21 protein-coding genes and 1 tRNA gene are annotated in these 18,978 nt (G+C 69.8%); 18 read left to right on the plus strand and 4 right to left on the minus strand.

Features of this window, described 5'->3' with window-relative positions:
* Positions 1–85 precede the first annotated feature (85 nt).
* The 17 genes from RAH40_RS05800 (at position 86) to RAH40_RS05880 (ending at position 14,112) form a co-directional block, all read left to right on the plus strand.
* Positions 86–781, plus strand: a complete 696-nt coding sequence (locus tag RAH40_RS05800; protein WP_306601141.1) for a hypothetical protein — start codon at positions 86–88, stop codon at positions 779–781.
* Positions 781–1,377 (plus strand): PilN domain-containing protein, encoded by a 597-nt coding sequence (locus RAH40_RS05805; RefSeq protein WP_306601142.1) that lies wholly within the window; start codon positions 781–783, stop codon positions 1,375–1,377. The genes RAH40_RS05800 and RAH40_RS05805 overlap by 1 nt, the downstream gene beginning before the upstream one ends.
* Before the next feature lie 2 nt (positions 1,378–1,379).
* On the plus strand, positions 1,380–1,955 hold the full coding sequence (locus tag RAH40_RS05810) for a hypothetical protein (protein WP_306601143.1): 576 nt from the start codon (positions 1,380–1,382) through the stop codon (positions 1,953–1,955).
* Entirely contained in the window at positions 1,952–2,593 is a 642-nt protein-coding gene (locus tag RAH40_RS05815; protein WP_306601144.1) for a hypothetical protein, read from the plus strand. The genes RAH40_RS05810 and RAH40_RS05815 overlap by 4 nt, the downstream gene beginning before the upstream one ends.
* An 18-nt stretch (positions 2,594–2,611) precedes the next feature.
* Positions 2,612–4,450 carry a secretin N-terminal domain-containing protein gene (locus RAH40_RS05820; RefSeq protein WP_306601145.1) on the plus strand — a complete coding sequence of 613 codons (1,839 nt, stop codon included), beginning with the start codon at positions 2,612–2,614 and terminating at the stop codon, positions 4,448–4,450.
* Entirely contained in the window at positions 4,447–4,899 is a 453-nt protein-coding gene (locus RAH40_RS05825; RefSeq protein ID WP_306601146.1) for a type II secretion system protein, read from the plus strand. The genes RAH40_RS05820 and RAH40_RS05825 overlap by 4 nt, the downstream gene beginning before the upstream one ends.
* Before the next feature lie 150 nt (positions 4,900–5,049).
* Positions 5,050–5,781: a hypothetical protein gene (locus RAH40_RS05830; RefSeq protein ID WP_306601147.1), complete on the plus strand. Its 732-nt coding sequence runs from the start codon at positions 5,050–5,052 to the stop codon at positions 5,779–5,781.
* Positions 5,781–6,611, plus strand: coding sequence for a PilN domain-containing protein (locus tag RAH40_RS05835; protein WP_306601148.1), 831 nt, complete (start codon positions 5,781–5,783; stop codon positions 6,609–6,611). Before RAH40_RS05830 ends, RAH40_RS05835 begins: the two co-directional genes overlap by 1 nt.
* Positions 6,608–7,192 carry a hypothetical protein gene (locus RAH40_RS05840; protein ID WP_306601149.1) on the plus strand — a complete coding sequence of 195 codons (585 nt, stop codon included), beginning with the start codon at positions 6,608–6,610 and terminating at the stop codon, positions 7,190–7,192. The genes RAH40_RS05835 and RAH40_RS05840 overlap by 4 nt, the downstream gene beginning before the upstream one ends.
* Positions 7,189–7,854: a hypothetical protein gene (locus tag RAH40_RS05845; RefSeq protein WP_306601150.1), complete on the plus strand. Its 666-nt coding sequence runs from the start codon at positions 7,189–7,191 to the stop codon at positions 7,852–7,854. Before RAH40_RS05840 ends, RAH40_RS05845 begins: the two co-directional genes overlap by 4 nt.
* A 19-nt stretch (positions 7,855–7,873) precedes the next feature.
* Positions 7,874–10,213, plus strand: a complete 2,340-nt coding sequence (locus tag RAH40_RS05850; protein ID WP_306601151.1) for a secretin N-terminal domain-containing protein — start codon at positions 7,874–7,876, stop codon at positions 10,211–10,213.
* A complete protein-coding gene (locus RAH40_RS05855) occupies positions 10,210–10,668 on the plus strand; it encodes a type II secretion system protein (protein ID WP_306601152.1) in 459 nt (152 codons plus the stop codon). Before RAH40_RS05850 ends, RAH40_RS05855 begins: the two co-directional genes overlap by 4 nt.
* 85 nt (positions 10,669–10,753) lie before the next feature.
* Positions 10,754–10,840, plus strand: a tRNA-Leu gene (locus RAH40_RS05860).
* Between the two features lie 94 nt (positions 10,841–10,934).
* Entirely contained in the window at positions 10,935–11,204 is a 270-nt protein-coding gene (gene rpsO / locus RAH40_RS05865) for a 30S ribosomal protein S15 (protein WP_306601153.1), read from the plus strand.
* Between the two features lie 69 nt (positions 11,205–11,273).
* On the plus strand, positions 11,274–11,951 hold the full coding sequence (locus RAH40_RS05870) for an NUDIX hydrolase (RefSeq protein WP_306601154.1): 678 nt from the start codon (positions 11,274–11,276) through the stop codon (positions 11,949–11,951).
* Entirely contained in the window at positions 11,948–12,550 is a 603-nt protein-coding gene (locus RAH40_RS05875) for an L-threonylcarbamoyladenylate synthase (RefSeq protein ID WP_306601155.1), read from the plus strand. The genes RAH40_RS05870 and RAH40_RS05875 overlap by 4 nt, the downstream gene beginning before the upstream one ends.
* Before the next feature lie 2 nt (positions 12,551–12,552).
* A complete protein-coding gene (locus tag RAH40_RS05880) occupies positions 12,553–14,112 on the plus strand; it encodes a M28 family peptidase (RefSeq protein ID WP_306601156.1) in 1,560 nt (519 codons plus the stop codon).
* 15 nt (positions 14,113–14,127) lie between these two features.
* Here the strand turns inward: RAH40_RS05880 and RAH40_RS05885 are convergent, their stop codons facing one another.
* The 4 genes from RAH40_RS05885 to RAH40_RS05900 all read right to left on the minus strand — a co-directional run bounded on the left by RAH40_RS05885 (position 14,128) and on the right by RAH40_RS05900 (position 17,372).
* Positions 14,128–14,592, minus strand: a complete 465-nt coding sequence (locus RAH40_RS05885; RefSeq protein WP_306601157.1) for a methylglyoxal synthase — start codon at positions 14,590–14,592, stop codon at positions 14,128–14,130.
* 83 nt (positions 14,593–14,675) lie between these two features.
* Positions 14,676–15,947, minus strand: coding sequence for a transcription termination factor Rho (gene rho / locus RAH40_RS05890; protein WP_306602284.1), 1,272 nt, complete (start codon positions 15,945–15,947; stop codon positions 14,676–14,678).
* Between the two features lie 127 nt (positions 15,948–16,074).
* Entirely contained in the window at positions 16,075–16,890 is an 816-nt protein-coding gene (locus RAH40_RS05895; RefSeq protein WP_306601158.1) for an alpha/beta fold hydrolase, read from the minus strand.
* Positions 16,887–17,372 (minus strand): histidine phosphatase family protein, encoded by a 486-nt coding sequence (locus tag RAH40_RS05900; protein ID WP_306601159.1) that lies wholly within the window; start codon positions 17,370–17,372, stop codon positions 16,887–16,889. Before RAH40_RS05900 ends, RAH40_RS05895 begins: the two co-directional genes overlap by 4 nt.
* A 137-nt stretch (positions 17,373–17,509) precedes the next feature.
* On the opposite strand from RAH40_RS05900, the gene RAH40_RS05905 reads away from it, so the two are divergent.
* A complete protein-coding gene (locus RAH40_RS05905; RefSeq protein ID WP_306601160.1) occupies positions 17,510–18,973 on the plus strand; it encodes a DEAD/DEAH box helicase in 1,464 nt (487 codons plus the stop codon).
* The last annotated feature ends 5 nt before the right edge of the window (positions 18,974–18,978 follow it).

Raw genomic sequence — 18,978 nt, forward strand, 5'->3', positions numbered from 1 at the left:
CACGTTTCCCCTGGCTCAAATTATTTAAGGCTTATATTTGTTCGGAAAGAGGGGTGTCATGAGGCGGGGAGGTGGACAAGCTTCCATGGTATGGCTGGAACCGCATCGCGTCCACGCCGGAGGGCGGGAGCGGGCCATTTCGGGTCCCTTGACGGCGGACACCCTGGTCATGGCCCTGGGGGACCTCCCCCCGGGCCCGGCCCGGTGGGTGGTGGACGACGCCTGGATCCCCTCGGTCCTGCTGCGCGACATCGTGGAGCTCCCCGCCGGGATCGAGGCCCGGGAGGCGTTCTTCCGGTGGCGCTTCGGCCAGAGCCTGGCCCTGGAGGCCCCCCAGGCGGTGCAGGCCCTCTCCCTGGGGGACAACGCCTGGCTCCTGGCGGGCCTCCCCGAGGCCACCCGCGAAACCTGGATCCAGGCCTCCCTGACCCTCGGCCGGCCCATCCGGAGCCTCCTGCCCCGGTGGCTCTGGCTCTACAACCGCCTCGCGCCATCCCGGGAGGTGCCGGGGATGCTCCTGTCCCTGTGCCCGGCCCGGGAAGGCGCCTTCACCGGCACCCTCGCGGCCTGGGGCCGCCACCTGGCCCTCCTGCGCCAGTGGACCGACCCGGCCACCCCCGGGGCGTGGATCCAGGAGCGGGTGCTGCCCTCGGCGGCCTACCTCCACCGGGAGTCCCGGAGCCCCCACGAGCTCCTGGTGTGGGGCGCCCCGGACTGGCCCGGCTTGGGAATCCCCCGCCGCATCCTTCCCCCGGACCTCCCGGACCGGGAGGCCCTCTGATGGCCGTCCCCGCCCTCCGGCTCGACCTGGCCCCGCCCAGTTCCCCCTGGCGGCTCAACCACGCCGCCATTGGCTGGGCCCTCCTGGCCGCGGGGGCCCTGGTGCTGGCGGCAGCGGCCGGGGCCACCCTGAGGGCCCACCGGCAGGCCTCCCGGGCCGGTCAGCAGGCGGTGCAGACCCGCACCCGCACCCGCCAATCCGAGGAGGCCAAGCGCCGGGTCCTGGACGAGCTGCGCGGCGTGGACGTGGCCCGGGAGATGCCCCGGTGGCGCCTGGCGGAACGCATCCTCCTGGAGCGCAGCCTGCCCTGGTCCCGGCTCACCGCGGAGCTGGAGCGCAGCCTCGTGGAGGGGGTGCGGGTGCGGTCCCTGCAGCGCACCCGGGGAGCGGACCGGAAGGTCCAGGTGAAGGTCAGGGGCGAGGCCAGGACCCGGGAGGCCGAGGTGGGCTTCGTCGAGGCGCTCCGGGGAAACGCCTTCTTCGAACAGGTGATCCTGGAACGCGAAAGCGAGCGCCAGGGGGGCGGGGTCGACTTCGAGTGCACCCTCGCCGCCCACTCCGTGCCGCCCCCCTTCGTCCCCCTGCCCCGGAGGTGACCGTGCTCACGACGCTGCGTTCGAGCACCTTCAGGGCCGTCGCCGGCGGAGCCATGGCGCTCCTGGGGGCGGGGATCTTCATCTTCGCGCTGCCCAGCGCCGCAAGGCGCCGCGAAAGCAGCGAGAAGGCCGCGAAGGAGGCCTCCGCGGCCCTGAAGCGCCAGGAGGATGAGCTCAAGGGGTACCAGGCCGAGTCCGAGCGCATAAGGGTCGACCGGAAGGTCATGGACGAGCTCCTGGGCGCCATGCCCGCCGAGACCGTCGGCAACCTCCAGTGGAAGCTCAGCCGGCGCCTCTTCGAACTGGCCGGCAGGCACGGCGCCCACCTCGTCTTCGTGAAGTACGGCGCCCCCGCCAGGGAGGGCGCCAGGGATGCCCTCCTGGAGGCGGTGGACGTGGAGTTCACGGTGTTCGGAGTCTTCAGCGAGCTCAAGGCCTTCATGCTGGACCTGGAGGGCGGCAGGCTGCCCTTCGCGGTGGTGAGCGCCAAGCTGGACGAGGCCCCGGAAGGCGCGCACCTCACGGTGACGCTTCGGGCCTTCCGGCGAGCCCCGGGCGCGGGGGAGGAGGAACCATGAAACCGTACCTCAAGGGCGCCGACCCCGGTTCCATGCTCCAGGACCTCAAGACCAACCGGCGCGTCCAGGCGGCCCTGGCGGCCCTGTTCGTCATGGTCTGGCTCCTGTGGCCCTCCGCCCAGGCCCCGAAGCCGGCCGGTCCCGGGCGGCGCCCTGCGGCGCCCCTGGGCGACCGCCAGGCCCGGGAGCTCCAGAAGCTGCCCGACCTGTCGGCCCTTGCCCAGGCCGGGGAGCTGCCCCCGGACGCGCGGATGGCGCGGGACCTCTTCCTCTTCGAGGCGCCCCCGCCTCCGCCGCCGCCGCCCAGGCCCGAAAAGCCTCCGCCTCCGCCCACCCCGGAGGAGCTCGCGGCCCGGCAGCTCGCGGCGGACCGGGCCCGGGAGGCCGCGGGCAAGCCCCAGCTCCGCTTCCTGGGCTACCTGGGAACGGCGGGATCCGGGCGCCTGGGGGCCTTCATGAAAGGCGAAGAGCCCCTGGTCCTCGCCCAGGGCAGCCTCCTTGATCCCCGATGGCGCCTGGTGAAGGTCACGGACGCGACAGCCGAATTCCAGAACGTGAGGTTCGCCGACCTCAGGCACCGCATCGACGCCATCGAGGCCCGGGGCCCGGCGGCCCGCGTCCCCTCCAACGAATTCTGAGCCTCCCGGAAGGAAATGATGCCGACGACCCCTCCCCACCGCCTCCCCCTGGCCCTCGCGGCCGCCCTGGCGCTCACGCTGGCCCTGGGCTGCGCCATCCACAAGGCCCAGGCCACCTTCGACGAGGGCAGGTACGAGGAGGCCCTGGAGCAGTTCCGGGCGATCCTCGCCAAGGACCCCGGGAACATCCGGGCCCGGATCGGCTTCCGCAGGACGGCCCCCCTCGCCGCGGAGGCGCACCTGGTCAAGGCCCGGGAGGCCCGCAAGCAGGGCCGGGAGGAGGAGGTGCGCCGGGAAGTGGCCGCGGCCGTGGTGCTGGATCCCGCCAACGCGGTGGCCGTGGACTGGATGAACCGCCTGGAGGAGGCCGAGGCGCGGAAGCGGGAGAAGGCGGAGAGGGAGGGCGGCATCGAGGAGGCCCGTCAGCGCGCCGGGGCCCGGCCGGCCCTGCCCATCAATCCGCGGTCCCTGGAGGGCCTGGACCTGAACTTCTCGCGCAAGACCAGCCTGAAGGAGATCTTCCAGCAGCTGAGCAAGGCCTCGGGGGTGAACATCATCCTCCACAGCTCCGCCAGCGCCCAGGACCCGAGCGTCTCCCTGGACCTGCGGGGAATGCCCTTCCAGAAGGTCCTGGACACCCTGATGCTCCAGAGCGACCTCTTCTACAAGGTGCTCGACCCCAACACCATCATGGTGTTCAGGAAGACGCCCCAGAACCTCAACGATTTCGAGAACAGGCTCATCCAGACCTTTTTCCTCTCCAACGCCGAGGTGGACAGCGTCCGGCAGATCTTCAACGCGATCATGCCCCAGATGCGCGTGTTCATGGACAAGCGGCTCAACGCCCTCACCGTGCAGGCCCGCGCCTCGGACCTGCCCATCGCCCAGCGCATCGTCAGCCAGCTGGACAAGGCCAAGGCCGAGGTCGTCGTCTATCTCGAGCTGGTGGAGGTGAGCGAGACCGCCAAGGAGCAGGTGGGCCTCCTGCCCACCCTGAGCCTTGCGGATACCGGCGCGGGCGCGGGCATCTACCGCCTGGCCGCCACCACCTCCTCCATGAACGGCGGCCTCAACACCAACGCCGGCGGCCTGCGCATCACGAAGTCCAGCCTCAACTTCCTCTTCGCGCCCCTGGCCCTGGACGCCCTCAAGGCCAGCGGCCAGGGCAAGCTCCTGGCCAGCCCCAACGTGCGGGTGGTCTCGGGTGAGACCGGCGAGGTGAACATCGGGGAGAAGGTGAGCACCACCCAGTCCCAGCTGGGCGGCCTGGGCAGCGCCCCGGCCGCCGCGGGTTCCCAGGCGTCCAACGCCCTGGCCAGCCTCGGGGGCAACCTCACCACGCAGACCCAGTACAGCTACGAGGACGTGGGCGTGCAGATCAAGGTCAAGCCCCGCGTCCATTTCAACGGCGACATCACCATCGACCTGGAGTCCACGGTGAAGACCCTCAAGGCCGGTTCGGCCCAGGGCAGGCCCGACCTGGGCCAGCGCATCATCAAGACCTCGGCCCGGCTCCGGGACGGCGAGACGGCGATCTTCGGCGGACTCCTGAAGGAGGACGAGACCCGGAGCCTGCAGGGCGTCTGGGGCATCACCGACCTGCCCATCCTGGGCAGGCTCTTCGGGAACAACCGCAAGGACAAGAGCCGCACCGACGTGATCCTCACCCTGCGCGCCGTGATCGTGCGCAAGCCCGACCTGGGCGAATCGGACTTCGCCCCCTTCGACCCCGACCAGACCGCCACCGCCATCAAGCCCTTCGCGCCAAGGCCCGAACCCGGGCCCCTTCCGTCCGGCCTGCGGGACGAGCCCGTCCCCGCACGGCCCGAGCCCCCCGCGCCGGAGGCGGCTCCGTGACCCGCCGCGGCTTCACCCTCCTGGAGATGGCCCTGGCGGCCACGGTGCTCGCCGTGTTCGCATCGGGCATCCTGCCCCTGGCCATGAACAAGGTGCGCCGGGACCGGGAGCTGCAGCTCCGCCGGGCGCTCCTGGAGCTGCGCGCGGCCATCGACGGCTACAGGGCGGCCGCTCTCCAGAACGCGGCCAAGGGCCCTCCGCCGGCCAACGACGGCTACCCGGCCTCCCTGGAGGCCCTGGTGGAGGGGGTGACGGTGCCGGGCAAGGAGAAGAAGGTCCGGCTCCTCCGCCGCATCCCCACGGATCCCTTCACCGGCAAGGCCGAGTGGGGCCTTCGCTCCATGGCCGACGATCCGGACAGCGCCACCTGGGGCGGCGGGGACGTCTTCGACGTCCACAGCCTGGCCCCGGGGGAGGGCGCCAACGGGATCGCCTACCGCCACTGGTAGAAAAAAAGGCAGGAATCCGTCCACGCCCTTGGGAATCACCAACCCCGGCGATACTATGGGGGGTCGATTCGCCTGAGCCGGAGTTCCCTTGCCGATGAACCGTGGAACCATTCCCCCTATTGCAAACCCTGCCCATGGGGGACCTAGCAGATGACCGCCATGACCCTGGGGACCAAAACAGCATCCGTGGTCTGGCTGGAGCCCCACCGCATCCACGCCGGCGGCCAGTCCCGGAACCTGTCGGGCCCCATCACCCAGGATGTGCTGGTCATGGCGCTTGAGGGCCTTCCCCCCGGCCCCACCCATTGGGTGGTGGACGACGCCTGGATCCCGTCGCTGCTGATCCGGGACATCGTGGAGGTCCCCGCGGGTTCCGAGGCACGGGAGGCCTTCTTCAAGTGGCGGTTCAACCAGAGCCTGGCCCTGGAGGCCCCGCAGTCCGTGCAGGCCCTGGACCTGGGAGAGAACGCGTGGCTCCTGGCCGGCATCGCCGAGACGACCCGGGAAGCCTGGCTGCAGGCCTCCCTCACCCTGGGCCGGCCCATCCGCAGCCTCATCCCCCGCTGGCTCTGGCTCTACAATCGACTGGCCGCCAGCCGTGAGGTTCCCGGCATGCTGCTGTCCCTTTGTCCGGCCGGTCCCGACACCTTCACCGGCACCCTGGCCTCCTGGGGGCGCAACCTGGCCCTCCTGAGGCAGTGGACGGAGCCCGCCACCGCGGAGGCCTGGATCCAGGAGCGGGTGCTCCCCTCCTCCGCCTACCTCCAGCGGGATTCCCGCTCGCCGCAGGAGGTCCTGGTGTGGGGGGCCGCCACGTGGCCCGACTGCTCGATCGCCACCCGGATCCTCCAGCCCGAAATCCCGGCCCAGGAGGCCCTCTGATGGCCGTTCCCGCACTCAAGCTCGACCTCGCCCCCCCCAGCACCCTCTGGCGCCTCAACCACGCCCTCATCGGGTGGGCGGCCCTGGCCGCGGGCGGCCTGGTCCTGGCCGGCGCCCTGGGCTTCACCTTGAGGGCCTACCAGCAGGCCTCCCGGGCAGGCAAGCTAACCGTGGCCACCAACGCCCGCACCCGGCTCATCGAGGACTCCCAGCGCAAGGTCATGGACGAGCTCCGCTCCGTGGATGTGGCCAAGGAGCTGCCCCGGTGGCGCCTGGCCGAGCGCATCTTCACCGAGCGCAGCCTGCCCTGGTCCCGCCTCACCGCGGAACTGGAGCGGAGCATGGTGCCCGACGTGCGCCTCAAGTCCCTGCAGCGCACCCGCGGATCCGACCAGAAGGTGCAGGTGAAGGTCCGGGGCGAGGCCCGCACCCGGGAGGCCGAGGCCGCCCTCGTGGAGTCCATCCAGAAGAACCCCTTCTTCGAGCAGGTGATCCTGGAGCGGGAATCGGACCGCCAGGGCGGAGGGGTCGACTTCGAGTACACCCTGGCCGTCTTCTCCGTCCCGCCGCCCTACAAGCCCCTGCCCAAGTACGGCCCGCAGGCCAAGGCGTCCAAGGCGGCCCCCAAGGCCGAGGCGCCAAGGCCCGCCGCGCCCGCCCCCGCCGCGCCCCGCCCCGTCGCGCCGCGCCCCGCCGCCGTCGAGCCCCCGGCGCGGGATCCCTACGTCCCCACCCTCATGAACCCGGCCGTCCCGCAGAACCCCTTCCCCGCCAGGACCCCGAGGCCCCCGAGGTCCCGGCCCCGGCCTTCCGGCGGAGGTGAGGAATGATCGCGCCGCTTCGCTCCAGCACCCTCCGGCTCGTCGGCGGCGGCGTCATGGCCGTCCTGGGCCTCGCCATCCTCCTGTTCGTGCTGCCCGACGCGTCCCAGCGCCGCGGCCGCAGCCTCAAGGCCGCCCAGGACGCCTCCCGGGACCTGGAGCGCAAGAATGCCGACCTCAAGGCGTACCAGGCCGAGGCCGAGCGCATCCGGACCGACCGCAAGGCCCTGGACGAACTCCTTCGCAACATGCCCGCCGAGAGCATCGGAAAGCTGCACTGGAAGCTCAGCCAGAAGCTCTTCGAGCTCGCGCAGAAGCACGGGGTCCGCCTCGTCTCCGTGAAGTACGGCGCGCCCAGCAAGGAGGGCGCCAAGGGCAGCCTCCTGGAGGCCGTGGACGTGGAGTTCACCCTCACGGGCGTGTTCAAGAGCCTGAAGACCTACATGCTCGCCCTGGAGGGCAGCAGGCTGCCCTTCGCGGTGGTCAGCGCCAAGCTGGACGAGAGCCCCGAAGGGGCCCATCTGACGGTGGTCCTGAGGGCCTTCCGCCAGGCCCCCGGCGCCGCCCTCGAACCCGGGGAGGGAGCATGAGCGCACCCCTTAAAGGCATCAAGGGCACCGACGCCAAGGCCATGCTCCAGGACCTGAAGTCCAACCGCCGGGTGCAGGTCGCCCTGGCGGCCCTCGCGGTGATGGTCTGGTACCTGTGGCCCTCGTCCACTCCGGCCGCCGTCCCCAAGGGCGCCGAGGCCCGCCGCGCGGCCGCCGTGGCCCTGGGCGACCGCCAGGCCCGGGAGCTCCAGAAGCTGCCGGATCTGGCCAGGCTGGACAAGGCCGGGGAACTGCCCACGGAGGACCGGATGCTGCGGGACCTCTTCCTCTTCGAAGGCCCCCCGCCCCCGCCGCCGCCGCCCCCGCCTCCGCCGCCCCCTCCGCCCCCGCCCACCGCCGAACAGCTCGCGGCCCAGGCCCTGGCCGCGGACCGGGCCCAGCAGGCCGCGAGCAAGCCCCAGGGGCTCCGCTTCCTGGGCTACCTGGGCACGAAGAAGTCCGGGCGCCTGGGCGCGTTCATGAAGGGCGACGAGCCGGTCACCTACAAGCAGGGCGATCTCTTCAACCCCCAGTGGCGCCTCGTCAAGGTCACGGAGGCCTCCGCCGAATTCCAGAACGTGAAGTTCGCCGACATCAAGTTCCGGATCGACGCCGTGGAACCCCGCGGCCACTCCGGGTCGGGACCGGCCAATGAATTCTGAAACCCACCGGAAGGATAAGATGCGAACCCTGCGACCCACCATCGATCACCTGGCCAAGACCCTCGCGGTCACGCTGTCCCTGGTCTTCGCCCTGGGCTGCGCCCTCCACAAGGCCCAGGCGTCCTTCGACGAGGGCAAGTACGAGGAGGCGCTCGCGCAGTACCGCCAGATCCTGAACAAGGATCCGGGCAACATCCAGGCCAAGATCGGCTTCCGCAAGACCGCGCCGCTGGCCGCCGAGGCCCACCTGATCAAGGCCAGGGACGCCAAGAAGCGGGGCCGGGAGGACGAGGTGCGCCGCGAGGTGGCCTCGGCCGTGGTGCTGGACCCCTCCAACCAGGTGGCGGTGGACTGGATGACGCGGCTGGAGGAGGCCGCGGCCCGCCAGCGCGCCGCGGAGGAGAAGGAGAACAGCGTCGAGGAGGCCCGCCAGCGCGCCGAAGCCCGGCCCGCCCTGCCCATCAATCCCCGCTCCCTGGAGGGCATGGACCTCAACTTCACCCGCAAGACGAGCCTGCGCGAGATCTTCATGCAGCTCAGCAAGACCTCCGGCGTGAACATCATCCTCCACAGCTCCGCCAGCGCCCAGGACCCGACCGTCTCCGTGGACCTGCGTGGGCTCTCCTTCCAGCGCGTGCTCGACACCCTGATGCTCCAGAGCGACCTGTTCTACAAGGTGCTCGACCCCAACACCATCATGGTCTTCAAGAAGAGCCCCCAGAACCTCACGGACTACGAGAACAAGCTCATCCAGACCTTCTACCTCTCCAACGCCGAGGTGGACGCGGTGCGCCAGATCTTCAACGCCATCCTGCCCACCATGCGCGTGTTCATCGACAAGCGGCTCAACGCCATCACCGTGCAGGCCAAGGCCACGGACCTGTCCATCGCCCAGCACATCGTCGCCCAGCTGGACAAGGCCAAGGCCGAAGTGGTGGTGTACCTCGAACTGGTGGAAGTGAGCGAGACCGCCAAGGAGCAGGTGGGCCTGCTGCCCACCGCCAACCTCACCGACACCAGCGCCACCTCGGGCATCTACCGCATCGGCGCCATCACCAGCAACACCACCTCCGGCTTCAACTCCAACACCGGCGGCATCCGCATCTCGAAATCCAGCCTCAACTTCCTCTTCGCGCCCCTGGCGCTGGACGCCCTCAAGAGCAGCGGAGAGGGCAAGCTGCTTGCGAGCCCCAACGTGCGGGTGATCTCCGGCGAGACGGGCATGGTCAACATCGGTGAGAAGATCAGCACCACCCAGTCCAGCCTGGGCGGAACCTCCACCGCGGGCACCACCGGCACCACCGCGGCCTCGGCCCTGGCGAGCCTGGGCGGCACCCTGGCCACCCAGACCCAGTACAGCTACGAGGACGTGGGCGTGAAGATCACCGTCAAGCCCCGGGTCCACTTCAACGGCGACATCACCATCGACCTGAAATCGGAGGTCAAGACCCTCAAGGCCGGCTCCACCCAGGGCCGGCCCGACCTGGGCCAGCGCATCATCGAGACCTCGGCCCGGCTCAGGGACGGCGAGACCGCGGTGTTCGGCGGACTCCTGAAGGAGGACGAGACCAAGAGCCTCCAGGGCATCTGGGGCATCACCGACATCCCCATCCTGGGCAAGCTCCTGGGCAGCAACCAGAAGAACAAGAGCCGCACCGACGTCCTGCTCACCCTGCGCGCCGTCATCGTGCGCAAGCCGGACCTGGGGGAGGAGGACTTCGGCCCCTTCGACCCGGACCAGGCCCCCGGCGCCTCCAAGCCCTTCGCGCCCAAGCCCGAGCGCAAGCCCCTGCCTTCGGGGCTGCAGGACGAGACGTCCGCGGTTCCGCCCAAGGCCGCCCCCAGGGCGCCCGAAGCCCCCGCAGCGGCTCCGGCTCCCGTGCCCGCGCCCGTCCCCGCCAAGCCCGCCGCCGCCGAGCCCCCCAAGGAGGCGGCCCCGGCCCCGGCCCCCATGGCCGACGCCTCCTCCTCCCTGGTGTTCTTCATGTCGCCCCTGTCCACCGAGGCCGCCAAGGGCCAGCGCCTCTCGCTGAACCTCTTCGCCAGCGGGGCCCAGGGGCTCACCTCCGGCACCATGACCCTGCAGGTGGATCCCCGCCTCAAGGTGCTCTCGGTGAACGCCGGCGACTTCCTCACCTCCGAGGGCGGCGCCCTCTCCCAGGCCCCGGCCAAGGACGGCCTCGTCCTGCTCACCTTCAACCGGTCCACGGGCGCCTCGGACAGCGGCACCTTCGCCGTGATCGAGCTGGAGGCCGTGGAACCCGGCAAGGCCACGGTGATGATCCAGGACGGCAAGTACCTGGTGGGCGCCAACCCCATCCCGGCGCGCTACGTGAACTCCCTGGTGACCATCCAATGACCCTGCGCCAGCGCGGCTTCACGCTCCTGGAGATGCTGGTGACCGCCACGGTCCTGGTGATCCTCGCCTCGGCGGTGATCCCCATGGCCCGCAACGGCGTGCGCCGGCAGCGGGAGCTGGAGCTGCGCCGGGACCTGCGCGAGATGCGCATGGCCATCGACGCCTACAAGGCCGCCGCCGACGGCAACAAGATCAAGTCCCCGCCCCCCGAGAACAACGGCTATCCCGAGACCCTGGAGAGCCTGGTGGAAGGGGTCCCCGTCACCGGCAAGATCGGCAAGACCCGCTTCCTGCGCCGCATCCCGGTGGATCCATTCACCAACAAGCCCGAGTGGGGCATGCGCTCCATGGCCGACGACGCCACCAGCTCCAGCTGGGGGGGCGGCAACGTGTTCGACGTGTACAGCCTGGCCCCCGGGACCGGCTCGAACGGGATTCCGTACCGCCAGTGGTGAAATTGGCGCTTGATCCCGGCACTGACCCAGGCTACGATTATGTTTCGCGCACAAATGGACTCTCGAGGGGGGACAGCGCAAAAATGCGGATATGGCGGAATTGGTAGACGCGCTAGCTTCAGGTGCTAGTGACTGCAAGGTCGTGGGGGTTCGAGTCCCTTTATCCGCACCATTCTTGACACCGTCCGGAGCCTCCGGACTTGACCTTGGAGCCGGCTCGGGGCTGGTCCAAAGGTGACGGGAACTCACCCCAAAAGGAGCCGACCATGGCCCTGAACGTCGAACAGAAGAAGATCATCATCGAGGACTACAAGCAGCACGACACCGACACCGGTTCGCCCGAGGTCCAGGTCGCGATCCTCACCAAGCGCATCAACGACCTCACCGAGCACTTCAAGGTGCACGCAAAGGACTACCACAGCCGCCGCGGCCTCATGATCATGGTCGGCCAGCGCCGCCGCCTGCTGGACTACCTCCGCCGCAAGGACAAGGCCCGCTACACCACGCTCATCGAGCGCCTGGGCCTGCGCCGCTAGTCCGGACCCAACCGACGAAGTACCAGCGCCCGCTCCCGCAGCGGGCGCTTGTTTTTTTCAGGGAACCACGTGAGCCTCCCGCCCCTGCCCGTCCCAGCCGATCCCAACCCCTACCGCGTGACGGACCGGAAGGTCCTCTACGACTCCCCCTGGATCCGGCTGCGGGAGGACCACGCCGAGCACCGCGCCGGGGGCCGCTGCCGCTACGCCGTGTGCGGCTTCCGGCGCACCGCCTGCGGCGTGCTGGCCCTGGACGGCCAGGACCGGGTCGTGCTGGTGGGCCAGTGGCGCTACCCCCTGGAGGCCTACACCTGGGAGATCCCCGAAGGCGGCGGCGAGGCCCACGAGAGCCCCTTCGAGTCCATCCGGCGCGAGTTCGCGGAGGAGGCCGGCCTGGAGGCCGCCACCTGGGAGCCCCTGGCCTTCTTCCACACCAGCAACTCCAGCACGGACGAGGAGACCTTCCTCTTCCTGGCCCGGGACCTGACACCTTCCGACGGCGCGCACGGGCCTGAGGACACCGAGGAGCTCACCTGCCACCGGGAGCCCTTCGACCAGTGCGTCGAGCGCGTCCTCGCCGGCGAGATCACCGACAGCCTCACCGTGGTGGCCCTGCTCGCCCTGAAGGCCCGCCGCGCCGGCTCCGCGGGGGTGCTGGACCCGGCCCTGGCCGAGCGCTTCTTCCAGCGCCCCGATCGCCACCCCAGCGCGGGACGGGCCCGTTGGGATAACCTGGAACCGTCATGATCCTCTCCCTCCACCCCCTGAACCCCCAGCAGCGCCACCTCGACCAGGTGGCCGAAATCCTCTCCCGCGACGGCGTGATCGCCTATCCCACGGACACGCTGTACGGCCTGGGCTGCCTCGTCTCGCGCAAGAAGGCCGTGGACCGCATCCAGGCCATGAAGGGCCGCGACCCCAAGAAGCCCATGTCCATCCTCTGCGCGGACATGGAGATGCTCTGCCGGTACACCCGCCACCTGGACACGCCCACCTTCCGCATCCTCAAGCAGATGTTCCCGGGCCCCTACACCGCGGTGCTGCCCTGCAGCCGCGAGGTGCCGCGCTACCTCCAGAGCAAGCGCACCGTGGGCCTGCGCATCCCCGACCACACCTTCTGCCGCGCCATCACGCGCCTGGTGGGCGAACCCATCATCACGACGAGCTGCAACGTCTCCGGCGAGGAGCCGCTGACGACCTCCTGGGAGATCCAGGAGGCCCTGGGCTACCTGCTGGACCTGGTGGTGGACTGCGGGGAGCCCGCGGGCCTGGCCTCCACGGTCGTCGACCTCACCGGGGACGAGCCCGTCCTCCTGCGCCAAGGAGCGGGCCCCTGGCCCCTGTGACCATGCGAAACCCCCTGCCCGCCCTTCTGGCGTTCGCCATGCTCCAGGGGGGCACCCCGAAGGTGCAGGAGGCCCCCATCCGCGCCCATCTGGCCTTCCTCGCCGACGACCTCCTGGAGGGCCGCGGCACGGGGCAGCGCGGCGGCGACCTGGCCGTGGCCTACCTGGAGGCGCAGGTGCGCGCGCTGGGCCTGGCCCCCGCCAACGGCGCCGGCTACCGCCAGCGCATCGACGTGCTGGGCGCGCGCACGCTCCTGGCGAAGAGCTCCATCACCTTCCGCGGCCCCGGAGGCGCCCTCTCCCCGGCATTCCTCGAGGACGTGGTGGCCACCAGCGGGCAGGGCGTCCCCGAGACCGCCTTCGAGGCCCCCGTGCTCTTCGTGGGCTTCGGCATCGACGCCCCCGAGGAGCGGTGGGACGACTACAAGGGCGCGGACTGCCGCGGAAAGCTCCTGCTCATGCTCGTGAACGAGCCGCCGCCCACCGCCGCCGAACCGGGCCTCTTCGAGGGCGGAAGCCTCAGCCGCCACGGCCGCTGGACGACGAAGTTCGAGGAGGCCGCGCGCAAGGGCGCCGCCGGCGTCCTCCTGGTGCACACCGACGCCTCGGCCACCTACGGCTGGTCCGTGGTCACCGCCGGCTTCCAGGGCGAGAAGTTCATGGTGGCCTCCGGCCCCCGCCTGGCGCCCCTGGAGGGCTGGATCACCGAGGCCTTCGCCCGCCGCCTGGCCAAGGCCGGGGGCCGCGACCTGGACGCCCTGCGCCGTCTCGCCGCCACCCGCGACTTCCGCCCCGTGCCCCTGGAGCTCACCGCCAAGGCCCGCCTGGAAAGCGCCGTGCGCACCTTCCCCCAGTACAACGTCGCCGCCCTCCTCCCCGGCACGGACCTCAAGGACGAGGCCGTGGTCTTCTCCGCCCACTGGGACCACCTGGGCATCCAGGACGGCCGCATCTACAACGGCGCCGTGGACAACGCCTCCGCCGTGGCATCCCTGCTGGCCCTGGCCCAGGCTTCCGCGGGCCACCCCGCGAGGCGCACCCAGCTCTTCCTGTTCACCTGCGGCGAGGAGCAGGGCCTCCTGGGCGCCGAGGGCTACGTGCGCCAGCCCCTGTGGCCCCTGGCGAAGACCGTGGCGGACCTGAACCTGGAGAGCCTCAACTGGGTGGGCCCCAGCCGCGACATCGAGTTCCTGGGCGGCGAGCGCAGCACCCTCCTCGACCTGGGCCGCACCGTCGCGGCCTCCCTGGGCATGACCCTTCGCAAGCCCGAGCCCGACACCCAGGGCCTCTACTTCCGCAGCGACCACTACCCCTTCGCCAAGGCCGGCATCCCCGCCCTGAGCCCCGGCTTCAGCCTGCTGGGCCAGCGGGACTACCTGGAGAACCCGGAGGCCTCCCGGGCCAAGGGCGCCTCCTACCAGGGCATCTACCACCGCCCCTCGGACCGGTACGACCCCGCCTGGGACCTGCGGGGCATGGTGCAGCAGGCGCAGTTCATCCTGGAGCTGGGGCGGGCGGTGGCGGACGCCGACGCGCGGCCGGCATGGAAGAGGAACAGGTGACGCGCCGCCAGCCTCCTAGTTGTCGGTCTTGAGCCGGTCCCGGTGCGCCCGGTAGTCGGGCACCAGCCGCATGTATTCCTCGGTCATCAGGGGCGAGGAGATGATGAAGTCCGCCGAGCACCGGTTGCAGGCCACGGGGATGTTCCACACCGCCGCGATGCGCAGCAGGGCCTTGACGTCGGGGTCGTGGGGCGCGGGCTCCAGGGGATCCCAGAAGAAGATCAGCAGGTCGATCTCCCCCTCGGCGATCTTGGCGCCGATCTGGAGGTCGCCGCCCAGGGGGCCGCTGAAGAGCTTGGTGATGTCAGGGCCCAGAATCTGCTCCAGGAGCGTCCCGGTGGTGCCCGTGGCGAAGATCTCGTGCTCGAGCAGCAGGGCCTTGTTGAACTGCACCCACTCGAGGAGCTCGGGCTTCTTGTGGTCGTGGGCGACCAGGGCGATCTTCTTGCGGCTGGAAAGCGGGATCTCGATCTGGGCCATGCGGTCCTCCGGGAGGTGCAGGTCCAGACTCCCATGGTGGGGAGCATCCGTCCAATCCGACGCGGGAAACGCCCTGTGAATTCCTATCGCCGGCCCCCGGGAGCCGGCGCGTCCTGCAGGTTGGCCAGGAAATCGTCGTTGTTTTTGGATTTGCCGAGCCGGTCCAGCAGCAGCTCCATGCTCTCCACGGGTCCGCTGGAGCTGAGGATCTTGCGCAGCACCCAGATCTTGGCAAGCCTGGCGGCCTCGATGAGGAGGTCCTCCTTGCGGGTGCCCGACTTCTGGATGTCCATGGCGGGGAAGATCCGCTTGTCGCTGAGCTTGCGGTCCAGGCAGATCTCGGAGTTGCCGGTGCCCTTGAACTCCTCGAAGATCACGTCGTCCATGCGGGAGCCGGTCTCGATCAGCGCCGTGGCGATGATCGTGAGCGAGCCGCCCCCCTCGATGTTGCGGGCCGCGCCGAAAAAGCGCTTGGGCCGCTGCAGGGCGTTGGAGTCCACGCCGCCGGAGAGGACCTTGCCGCTCAGCGGCACCACCGTGTTGTAGGCACGCGCCAGGCGCGTGATGGAGTCCAGCAGGATCACCACGTCCTTCTTGTGCTCCACGAGGCGCTTGGCCTTCTCGATGACCATCTCGGCCACCTGGACGTGGCGCGTGGCAGGCTCGTCGAAGGTGCTGGAGACCACCTCGCCCTTCACGTTGCGCTCCATGTCCGTCACTTCCTCGGGGCGCTCGTCGATGAGGAGCACGATGAGGAACACCTCCGGGTGGTTCAGGGTGATGCTGTTGGCGATGTTCTGCATGAGCACCGTCTTGCCGGTGCGGGGCGGCGCGACGATGAGGGCGCGCTGGCCCTTGCCCAGGGGCGTCATGAGGTCCATGACGCGCGTGCTCAGCTCCTGCGGGTCCCGCTCCATCTTGAGCATCTGGGTGGGGTACAGGGGGATCAGGTTGTCGAAATGGACGCGCTCCTTCGCCGATCCGGGCGGATCGAAGTTGATGGCGTCGATGCGCATGATCGCGAAGAACTTCTCGTCGCCGCGCGGAGGCCGGATCATGCCCGAGAGGGTGTCGCCCGAGCGCAGGCCGAACTTGCGGATCTGGCTGGGGGAGACGTAGATGTCGTCGGAGCCGGCCAGGTAGTTGTGCTCGGGGGCGCGCAGGAAGCCGAAGCCCTCGGGGAGGACCTCCAGGACGCCTTCCGCGAAGAACAGGCCCTCGCGCTGGGCCTGCGCTTCCAGGAGCCGGAAGATCAGCTCCTGCTTGCGCATGCCCAGCGGGTTCTCGATCTCGTAGGCTTTGCCCATCTCGGCCAGGCGGCCGATGGACTGCTCCTTCAGATCCTGAAGACTCAGGACTGCCGGGGCTTGGGTTTCAATGGGCATGGATTCCCCCCTTGGGGATGCGGGTAACGGTAACGAGGTTGGGATTGAGAATCATAACCCATCGGAAGAGAATGACAAAAAAATCTTGCCGGAATTGTTAATAAGAAGATATGAAGGTCGTCATTTTTTCACAATAACGATGGGGGTCCTCCACGGGGAAAGCGTGCCCGATGCCTGGCACCAGTTCGAAGCGGCTGAACGGAAGGGCCTGGGCGACTTCCAGGCACTTCCAGGGGGGGGTTAGCAGATCCTCGGCGCCGGCCAGACACAGGACCGGTTCCTGGATGGCCATCAGCCGCGACCGAATGTCCCATTGGAGAGCACCTGTTATCTGGTGTCGTGAACCGTGGAAAGGTTTGCCGTCTTCCTTTTTTGATTCATGGTAGGCCTTCAGGACCTGGTACCTGGCCTCCAGGAACCGGTCCCCCCACAGGTAGGGGGCCACGGCGTCGAACTGCAGCCCGGGCCCGCCCAGGTCGAGGCAGTGCAGCCAGTGCTCGAGCCGCAGGCGCATGGTGAAGTCCGTGCGGGCCATGGCGCTGGTGAGCACGGCCCCGGGGAAGGCTCCCGGATGGGCGGCCAGGAGCTCCAGGGCGACCGAACTTCCGTTGGAGAGCCCGGCCAGCCACGGCCTCCGGATATCCAGGTGTTCCAGGAGCTCCCAGGCATCCTGGGCCATCTGCGCCGCGGTGTAGGGCCCCTCGAGGGGAGCATCCGAGCGCCCCTGCCCCCGGCAGTCGAAGGTGAGCACCCGGAACCGCGGGGTGAGCCCGGGCAGCACCCCGGCCCACATCGTGGTGTCCGACAGCAGGCCGTTGACGAGCACGATCCAGGGCGCCCCGGGCCGGCCCTGGACGCGGTAGTGGAGGGTCACGCCGCCGGGGAGGGCGGCGAACTGTCCGGCCGTCCTCAAGCGTCTCCCCGCAGTTCCGCAGGGGTGAAGTGCGCCGCCAGGGAGAAGCGGACGCCGTCCCAGTGCAGGACGGCGCAGCTGGCCTTCTTGAAGTCGATGCTCTTGCGGGTGAGGTGCAGCACCAGGTCCGAGCACAGGGGCTGGTGGCTCACCAGGGCGATGATCTCGAAGGGGCGCGCCTGGCCCACGATCAGGTCCAGCCACTCCCTTACGGCGCCCGCCGAACCCGACGGCTCCAGCCCGTCCCAGCAGCCCACGGGGAAGCCCTCGGGGGTGGCCTCCTTGAGGCAGACCATGGTCTCGGCGGCGCGGCGGAAGGGGCTCGAGATGCCCCGCGCCGGCGCGTAGCCGCGGCGCACGAGGCCCTTCATGGCGGACCGCGTCTTCTCCCAGCCCTCCGTCGTGAGGCCCCGGTCGGAGTCCCTGAGGCCGTGTCTGGGATCTTCGGCGATCCCATGACGAATGAGCAGGATTGTGATCATGGCGGCATTATCCCATGGTACGCCTCCCGACAATACTCCTGGCGTTCAAGGGGTTTTCGTGGGAGACTAGCTGTTTGGGCCAGGTCCGGCAGGCGCAGTTCAGCTCCGATGTATCCGGCGACGCCCCGGGAGACAACTTGACCACCGAGACCTTCGCAGCCCTGGGCTGCTCCGAGCCTTTTCTGTCGGCGTTGAGCCGCAGGGGCTTCACCACCCCAACCCTCGTCCAGCAGGAGACCTTCCAGCCCGGACTCGAGGGACGCGACCTGCTGGTGCAGAGCCGCACGGGATCGGGCAAGACGCTGGCCTTCGGCCTGCCCCTGCTCCACCGCCTCAAGGACGAGCGCAGGCCCCAGGCCATCGTCCTCTGCCCCACCCGCGAACTGGCCCAGCAGGTGGCCGAGGAGCTCCAGAGCGTCATGCCGCGCCTGGACGTCGCCCTCCTGGTCGGCGGCCTCAGCTACGTGCCCCAGCTCAAGGCCCTGAAGTACGGCGCCCAGGTCGTGGTGGGCACCCCCGGCCGCGTGCAGGACCACCTCACGCGCCAGACCCTCGATCTCTCCGGCATCTCCATGGTGGTGCTGGACGAGTGCGACGAGATGCTGAACATGGGCTTCCTGGAGGACGTGGAGAAGATCCTCTCCGGCGTGCCCGCGGACCCCCAGACCTTCCTCTTCTCGGCCACCCTGCCCGCCCCCATCGCGAGCCTGGCCAAGCGGTTCCTCAAGAATCCCTTCCGCATCAACCACGCCCAGGCCGAAGGCAACAGCCAGCACGCCGACATCGACCACACCCCCTGCATCATGGCCGAGCACCTGCAGACCAAGGCCCTGGTGAACTTCCTCCTGGCCGACGAACCCACCGCGGCGCTGATCTTCACCAAGATGAAGGTGCAGACCGAGGAAGTGGCCCAGTCCCTCCGGGACGCCGGCCTCATCGCCGACTGCCTCCACGGGGACCTGGGCCAGCAGGCCCGCAACCGCATCATGTCGAACTTCAAGGAAGGCAAGCTGCGCTACCTGGTGGCCACCGACGTGGCCGCCCGCGGCATCGACGTGGAAGGAATGCCCCTGGTGGTCCACATGGGCATTCCCACCCAGATGGAGAGCTACATCCACCGCTCGGGACGCACGGGCCGGGCCGGCTCCAAGGGCGCGTCGCTGGCCCTGGTGAGCTTCAAGGAATCCCGCATCCTGCTCGCCTGGGCCCGCCGCGGCGGCCTCAAGCTGGACTGGCGCGGGGTGCCCACCCAGGCCGAGATCAAGGAGCTGCGCACGCGCCGGCTCGTGGACAAGCTCAAGGAGAAGGAGTCCCCCGCCCTGCTGGACGTGGCCCGGCGCATGCTCGAGGGCCGCGACCCGGCCTCCCTGGTGGCCGCGCTCCTCTCCATGGTGGAAGGCCCCGAGCACGACGGCTTCGACATCCCCGACGCGCCCCAGAAGGACTACTCGTCCGAGAAGCGCCCCTTCAAGCCCCGGCCCGGCGAGAAGCCCGGCTGGACTCCCGGCCAGAAGCCCGCCTACGCCGCCAAGAAGCCCTACGTGAAGCCCGCGTGGAAGACCAGCAAGCCCGGCGACTTCCCCAAGAAGCGCCGCGACTAGTAAGC

This window comes from Geothrix sp. 21YS21S-2 (genome assembly GCF_030846775.1).
Classification (GTDB): domain Bacteria; phylum Acidobacteriota; class Holophagae; order Holophagales; family Holophagaceae; genus Mesoterricola.